General features: G+C 63.1%; 6 protein-coding genes. 4 read left to right on the forward strand and 2 right to left on the reverse strand.

Going from position 1 to position 6,168, the window contains the following annotated elements; all coding sequences use genetic code 11:
* Positions 1–18: 18 nt before the first annotated feature.
* Entirely contained in the window at positions 19–996 is a 978-nt protein-coding gene (locus NKI38_RS19055) for a sugar ABC transporter substrate-binding protein (RefSeq protein ID WP_502899336.1), read from the reverse strand.
* Positions 997–1,264: 268 nt separating this feature from the next.
* Between NKI38_RS19055 and NKI38_RS19060 the strand changes: the two genes are divergently transcribed.
* From NKI38_RS19060 to NKI38_RS19075, 4 genes are all read left to right on the forward strand, one after another.
* Complete coding sequence (locus NKI38_RS19060; RefSeq protein ID WP_352659735.1) at positions 1,265–2,491, forward strand: ROK family transcriptional regulator; 1,227 nt, start codon at positions 1,265–1,267, stop codon at positions 2,489–2,491.
* Positions 2,491–2,937 (forward strand): RbsD/FucU family protein, encoded by a 447-nt coding sequence (locus tag NKI38_RS19065; protein ID WP_352659736.1) that lies wholly within the window; start codon positions 2,491–2,493, stop codon positions 2,935–2,937. Before NKI38_RS19060 ends, NKI38_RS19065 begins: the two co-directional genes overlap by 1 nt.
* Positions 2,934–3,857 (forward strand): carbohydrate kinase family protein, encoded by a 924-nt coding sequence (locus NKI38_RS19070; RefSeq protein WP_352659737.1) that lies wholly within the window; start codon positions 2,934–2,936, stop codon positions 3,855–3,857. The genes NKI38_RS19065 and NKI38_RS19070 overlap by 4 nt, the downstream gene beginning before the upstream one ends.
* A 260-nt stretch (positions 3,858–4,117) precedes the next feature.
* On the forward strand, positions 4,118–5,260 hold the full coding sequence (locus NKI38_RS19075; RefSeq protein ID WP_352659738.1) for a DegT/DnrJ/EryC1/StrS family aminotransferase: 1,143 nt from the start codon (positions 4,118–4,120) through the stop codon (positions 5,258–5,260).
* A gap of 14 nt (positions 5,261–5,274) precedes the next feature.
* Here NKI38_RS19075 and cysQ read toward each other — a convergent pair whose 3' ends face one another.
* Positions 5,275–6,069: a 3'(2'),5'-bisphosphate nucleotidase CysQ gene (gene cysQ / locus NKI38_RS19080; protein ID WP_352659739.1), complete on the reverse strand. Its 795-nt coding sequence runs from the start codon at positions 6,067–6,069 to the stop codon at positions 5,275–5,277.
* Between the last annotated feature and the right edge of the window lie 99 nt (positions 6,070–6,168).

Here is a 6,168-nt window from a genome sequence, read left to right on the forward strand (position 1 = left end):
TTGCCGGTCAGACCGGCATCAGCCCCAGCACTTGGCGAGGCCTTCCTTGGTGTCGATGGACTTCACACCGGTGGCCGGCTTGTCGGTCACCAGATTGACGCCAGTGTCGAAGAAATTCTTGCCTTCGGTCGGCTTCGGCTTGGTTCCGTCCTTGGCGAAAGCAGCGATCGCTTCGATGCCGAGCGCCGCCATCTGCAGCGGATATTGCTGCGACGTGGCGCCGATGACACCTTCGGCCACCGACTTCACGCCGGGGCAGCCGCCATCGACGGAAACGATCAGCACCTGGCTTTCAAGGCCGACAGCCTTGAGCGCCTGGTAGGCGCCGACAGCAGCGGGCTCGTTGATGGTGTGGATGACGTTGATGGTGTTGTCCTTCTGCAGAAGGTTCTCCATCGCCTTGCGGCCACCCTCTTCGTTGCCGTTGGTGACGTCGTGGCCGACGATGCGCGCATCGTCCTCATCGCCGATCTTGTTGGGGTCTTTCACGTCGATGCCGTAGCCCATCATGAAGCCCTGATCGCGCAGCACGTCGACGGTCGGCTGCGAGGGGGTCAGGTCGAGGAAGCCGATCTTGGCGTCCTTGGCCTTGTCGCCGAGCGTGGCGGCAGCCCAGGCGCCGATCAGCTTGCCGGCTTCGAGATTGTCCGTTGCAAAGGTCGCGTCGGCGGCGTCGATCGGATCGAGCGGCGTGTCGAGCGCGATCACCAGCAGGCCGGCATCACGCGCCTTCTTCACGGTTGGCACGATGCCCTTAGTGTCGGATGCGGTGATGAGGATGCCCTTGGCGCCGTCGGCGATGCAGCTTTCGATCGCCGCCACCTGGCTCTCGCTGTCGCCGTCGATCTTGCCGGCGTAGGTCTTCAAGTCGACGCCGAGTTCCTTGGCCTTCGCCGTGGCGCCTTCCTTCATCTTGACGAAGAAAGGATTGGTGTCGGTCTTGGTGATCAGGCAGGCGCCGACACCGGCCGCGGATGCGGACGGCGCAAACGCCATCAGGCCCAGAGCCGCGGCGGCAAACACGGTCGATTTCAACAGTTTTGTATTGGTCACGATTTTCCTCCCAGTGGAACCATTCCGGATGCCGGCCAACCGGCACCTGCAGCGCATCCAACGAAATTCTCCCAGCGTGGACGCTGCCTCAACAGACACTAGGCCGGGGCCTCTGTCAATAATTAAATCACTCTTATTTATTATTGACAGCCTTGCTTCGTTCACCCATTCTGGCCCAAAAGCATTGCGGGGAAACGACGGGAGGAACAGGGTGGAAACCGCCATAGCGAGGCACGGTTCGCCCGAGGCGAATGACAGCCTCATTCACCGCGGCACCAACCAGAGCGGCATGCGCGACCACAACGAGCGGTTGGTGCTCTCGCTGGTGCGCCAGCACGGCAGCCTGGCGAAATCCGACATCGCCCGCATGACCGGACTTTCGGCGCAGACGGTTTCGGTCATCATGCGCGAGCTGGAGGAAGAGAGCCTCCTGCTGCGCCAGGCCCCGTTGCGCGGCAAGATCGGCCAACCCTCCATCCCGATGGCGCTCAATCCCGAAGGCGCTTTCTTCATCGGCCTGAAGATCGGGCGGCGCAGCGCCGAACTCGTGCTGATCGACTTTCTCGGCAATGTGCGCTCGATGCTGCAGCATTCATACCGCTACCCTGCGCCACGCGAGACGGTGGACTTCGTCAGCAACGGCATGCGGCAGATGCGTGGCGAACTGACGCCCGCACAGGACAAGCGCATCGCCGGGCTCGGCATCGCCATGCCATTCGAATTGTGGAACTGGGCCGATACCGCCGGCGCCCCGCGCGACGTCATGGACGAATGGCGTCATCGCGACATCAGGGGCGACATCCAGGCGCAATGCGATTTTCCGGTCTACCTGCAGAATGACGCCACTTCAGCCTGCGGCGCCGAACTCGTCTTCGGCCAGACGAGTGCTGCGCGTGACTTCGTCTATTTCTACATCGGCGCCTTTGCCGGTGGCGGCATCGTGCTGAATGGCCGGCTTTTTGGCGGCCCGACCGGCAATGCCGGAGCACTCGGCTCCATGCCCGTGCCAGGGCCGGACGGCAAGCCGACCCAGCTGATCGACGTGGCGTCCATCGCCATGCTCGAAAAGGCGCTCAATGCGCGCGGTGTCGAGGCCTCGCATCTATGGACATCGCCGGAAGACTGGGGCGAGATCGGCGCCGAACTCGACGACTGGATCGCCAGTGCTTCGCGAGCGCTCGCCTACGCAATCGTCGCCGCATCCTCGGTCATCGATTTCGAAGCGGCGGTGATCGACGGATGGATGCCGAAGGCAGTGCGCCGCCGGCTGGTCGACGCCATCATCGCGGCCATCGCCACCATCGACGGCGAAGGCTTGAAGCTGCCCGCGGTACGCGAGGGGACCGTCGGCATTCATGCCCGGGCGCTTGGTGGCGCCAGCCTGCCACTTTCCGAACGCTTCCTGATCGGCTCGACGACGATTTCCAGGAGCGCCTGATGCTGATCGGAATCCCGGCGCTGCTCGGTCCGGAGCTTCTGGCGATTTTGCGCGGCATGGGCCATGGCGATGAAATCGCCCTTGTCGACGGAAATTATCCGGCGGAACAACAGGCAACCAGGCTGGTGCGAGCCGATGGTCACCACCTCATCCCGGTGCTCGATGCGATATTGAGCGTCCTGCCGGTGGACGACGCCGTGCCGGAGGCGCTGTTTCGCGCGTCGGTCAAGGGCGACCCTTCGCTTGCCGATCCCGTCCATCATGAGATCGAGGCGATCTGCGCCAAACGCGCGCCGGGCCGCAAGGTGGTTGCACTGGCCGGCACCGACTTCTATGCACGGGTCAAATCGGCGCATGCCATCGTCGCGACAAGCGAGCCGCGGCTCTACGCCAACATCATCATCCGCAAGGGCGTGATCTATCCGCCGGAGACCAGGAAGCCATGATCCTCTGCTGCGGCGAAGCCCTGATCGACATGCTGCCGCGCACGACAACAGTGGGCGAGCCGGCCTTTGCGCCTTATGTCGGCGGCGCCGTGTTCAATACGGCGATCGCGCTTGGCCGGCTCGGCGCGCCGGCAGGCTTTTTTTCCGGACTGTCGTCGGATCTGTTCGGCGGTCAGTTCAGGGATGCGCTTGGCGCGAGCAAGGTAAGCTCTACCTATGCACACACCTCGCCACGGCCGACGACGCTGGCCTTCGTCAAGCTCACCAATGGCCAGGCGACCTACACATTCTATGACGAGAACACGGCTGGCCGCATGCTGACCATCGACGACCTGCCGGAGCTCGGCAACGAGATCGAGGCCATGCTGTTCGGTGCGATCAGCCTGATCTCCGAGCCTGCCGGCAGTGCCTATGAGGAATTCATGCGGCGCGAGCACGCAAGCCGCGTCATGATGCTCGACCCCAACATCCGGCCGAACTTCATCCCGGACAAGGCCAAGCACCTCAGGCGCATCCGCGCCATGATGGCGATGGCAGACATCGTGAAACTGTCGGACGAAGATTTGAACTGGTTCGGCGAAGCCGGCTCACATGAGGATGTCATCCGCAACTGGCTCGATCGCGGCCCGAAGCTGATTGTCGTTACCCATGGCAGCGAAGGCGCCGTCGGCTACAGCAAGGAGCACGCCGTGACGGTGATGCCGGAAAAGGTGGAGGTAATCGACACGGTCGGGGCCGGCGACACGTTCAACGCCGGCATCCTCGCCTCCTTGCATGAGCAGGGCCTGCTGACGAAGGCGGCGATTTCCGACCTGTCGAAAGAAGCCATCCACAAGGCGCTGGCGCTTGGCGCCAAGGCAGCAGCGGTCACGGTGTCACGGGCCGGCGCCAATCCGCCGTGGCGGCATGAAATTGCCTGAGTACCGCTCAACATAAGTTGAGCCAATCGATCACTTTGTGTTTCGCAGGACCGATCGCAGGGACTATAAGGGCAGGATCGCGGTCAACGAAGGCCGGATTTCCGGCATGTTGTGAAGATGCATCGGAAAATACTGGTAACAGACTGCGACACCTAGGCAATTCGCGGCTCTACCTGTCCGGCTTTCTCGACAGGCGCAACTCTGGTACCAGCGGGCCGTTATCTGGCTAAACCGCCTGTTTAAACCGTTTTGAGGCCGACATGCAGTTCATCGATCTTGGCGCGCAGCGCGAACGAATCCGCGACCGGCTGAAGGCCGCGATCGACCGTGTCGTCGACGAGGGCCGCTATATCCTCGGCCCGCAAGTAACCGAATTCGAGAACAAGCTCGCCGCCTATATCGGCACCAAGCATGTCGTGGCCTGCGCCAACGGCACCGATGCGCTGCTGTTGCCGCTGTTTGCGGCCGGTGTCGGCCCGGGTGACGCGGTGTTCGTGCCGAGCTTCACTTTTGCCGCCACCGCCGAAGTGGTGGCACTGGCCAAGGCCGAGCCGGTTTTCGTCGATGTCGACCCGCATAGCTACAACATCGACATTGCCAGCCTCGAAGCGGCCATCGCCATGATCAAGAAGGAAGGCCGGCTGAAGCCGAAGGCAATCATCCCGGTCGATCTGTTCGGCCTTGCCGCCGACTACGAGGCGATCATGGCGATAGCCAACCGCGAAGGGCTGATGGTGATCGAGGATGCCGCCCAGTCGATGGGCGGTTCGCTCGACGGTAAGATGTGCGGTTCCTTCGGCGCGGTCGGCTCGACCAGCTTCTATCCGGCAAAGCCGCTTGGCTGCTACGGCGACGGCGGCGCGATGTTCACCAATGACGACGCGCTGGCCGAGCAGCTCAGGTCTTTCGCCTTCCACGGCAAGGGCGAAACGCAATACGACAATGTCCGCGTCGGCATCAATTCGCGGCTCGACACGCTGCAGGCGGCGATCCTGATCGAGAAGCTGGCCATTCTCGAAGACGAGATGGTTGCCCGCCAGGTGGTGGCAAAGCGCTATGCCGACGGGCTTGGCGACATCGTCACCGCCGCTGGCAATCTGGACGGCAGCCGTTCGGCCTGGGCGCAGTACGCCATCGAGACGCCCAAGCGTGACGGGCTGAAAGCGCATCTCGGCGAAAAGGGTATTCCGTCTGTTATCTACTACGTGAAGCCGCTGCATGCCCAGGTCGCTTATCGCGACTACCCGCGCACCCCGACCGGCCTTGCCGTGTCGGAAGACCTGCCGAAGCGAATCCTCTGCCTGCCGATGCACCCTTATCTGAACGAAGCCGACCAGGACCGCATCATCGAAACGATCCGCAACTATATTGGCTCGAATTCGGCGCAGGCCGCAGCGGAGTAAATTGTCGGCCCGCCTTAGCTGCGGGTGGCCTCGCCTGTCCTGCCGCTGGCAATGAAATGCGGATTGGCGAAATCCTCATCGTCGCTTTGCCTGCGCTTGCCGTAGACCAGGGGCTGGCCGTCCAGCGTGCGTGTCATGCCGCCGGCCGCGCGCAGCACGGCGTCGCCCGCCGCCGTGTCCCATTCCATGGTGCGGCCGAAGCGCGGATAGACATCCGCTTCGGCGCTGGCGACAAGACAGAATTTCAAGGACGAGCCAACCGAGACAATTTCGGCGGCACCGAGGTCGCGAATATAGGCCTCGGTTTCCGGCGTGTTGTGCGAACGACTGGCAACGACGGCCAGCGGCGCCATGGCTGTTCTCACCGAAATCGGCCGGCGCCCGACGATCTGGTAGTCGCCATCGATTTCGAGAGATTCCGCCCTGCCCGGCAGGCCGGAAAAGAAGCGGCCCGTGCAGGGCGCAAAGACGACGCCGACTTCCGGTACGCCGTCACGGACAAGCGCGATGTTGACGGTAAAGTCGGTGCGGCGGTTGACGAATTCCTTGGTGCCGTCGAGCGGATCTATCAGAAAGAAAGCCCCACCCAGGTCGGGCGGCACGATGCCGGCGGATGCTTCTTCCTCGGCCACGCAGGGGATGTCGGGAAATGCGGCGCGCAGTCCGGCGAGAATGATCTTCTCGCTCTCGCGGTCCGCCTCGGTCACCGGTGAGGCGTCGGATTTGCGGTCGACCGCGCAGCCGGCGTGGAACACGCGCATCACCTCGCGCCCGGCCGCCAGTGCCAGCCGCTCGAAGATTTCGAGCATGTCGCTGTCGTCAGATGCCGCCGCCGCTGTCGTATTGATCTTCGGCAATGTCGCGCTCGTTCAGCCAGTGTTCCAGGGCGTCTACCATCTCCTCGGCCG

This window comes from Mesorhizobium sp. M0621, assembly GCF_040320745.1.
GTDB lineage: Bacteria > Pseudomonadota > Alphaproteobacteria > Rhizobiales > Rhizobiaceae > Mesorhizobium.

What these genes read in the sequence shown, in the direction of transcription:
- NKI38_RS19065 (WP_352659736.1), top strand. Translation starts at nt 2,491, where the DNA reads ATGCTGATCGGAATCCCGGCGCTGCTCGGTCCGGAGCTTCTGGCGATT.
- cysQ (WP_352659739.1), bottom strand. Translation starts at nt 6,069, where the DNA reads ATGCTCGAAATCTTCGAGCGGCTGGCACTGGCGGCCGGGCGCGAGGTG.
- NKI38_RS19055 (WP_502899336.1), bottom strand. Translation starts at nt 996, where the DNA reads ATGGCGTTTGCGCCGTCCGCATCCGCGGCCGGTGTCGGCGCCTGCCTG.
- NKI38_RS19075 (WP_352659738.1), top strand. Translation starts at nt 4,118, where the DNA reads ATGCAGTTCATCGATCTTGGCGCGCAGCGCGAACGAATCCGCGACCGG.
- NKI38_RS19070 (WP_352659737.1), top strand. Translation starts at nt 2,934, where the DNA reads ATGATCCTCTGCTGCGGCGAAGCCCTGATCGACATGCTGCCGCGCACG.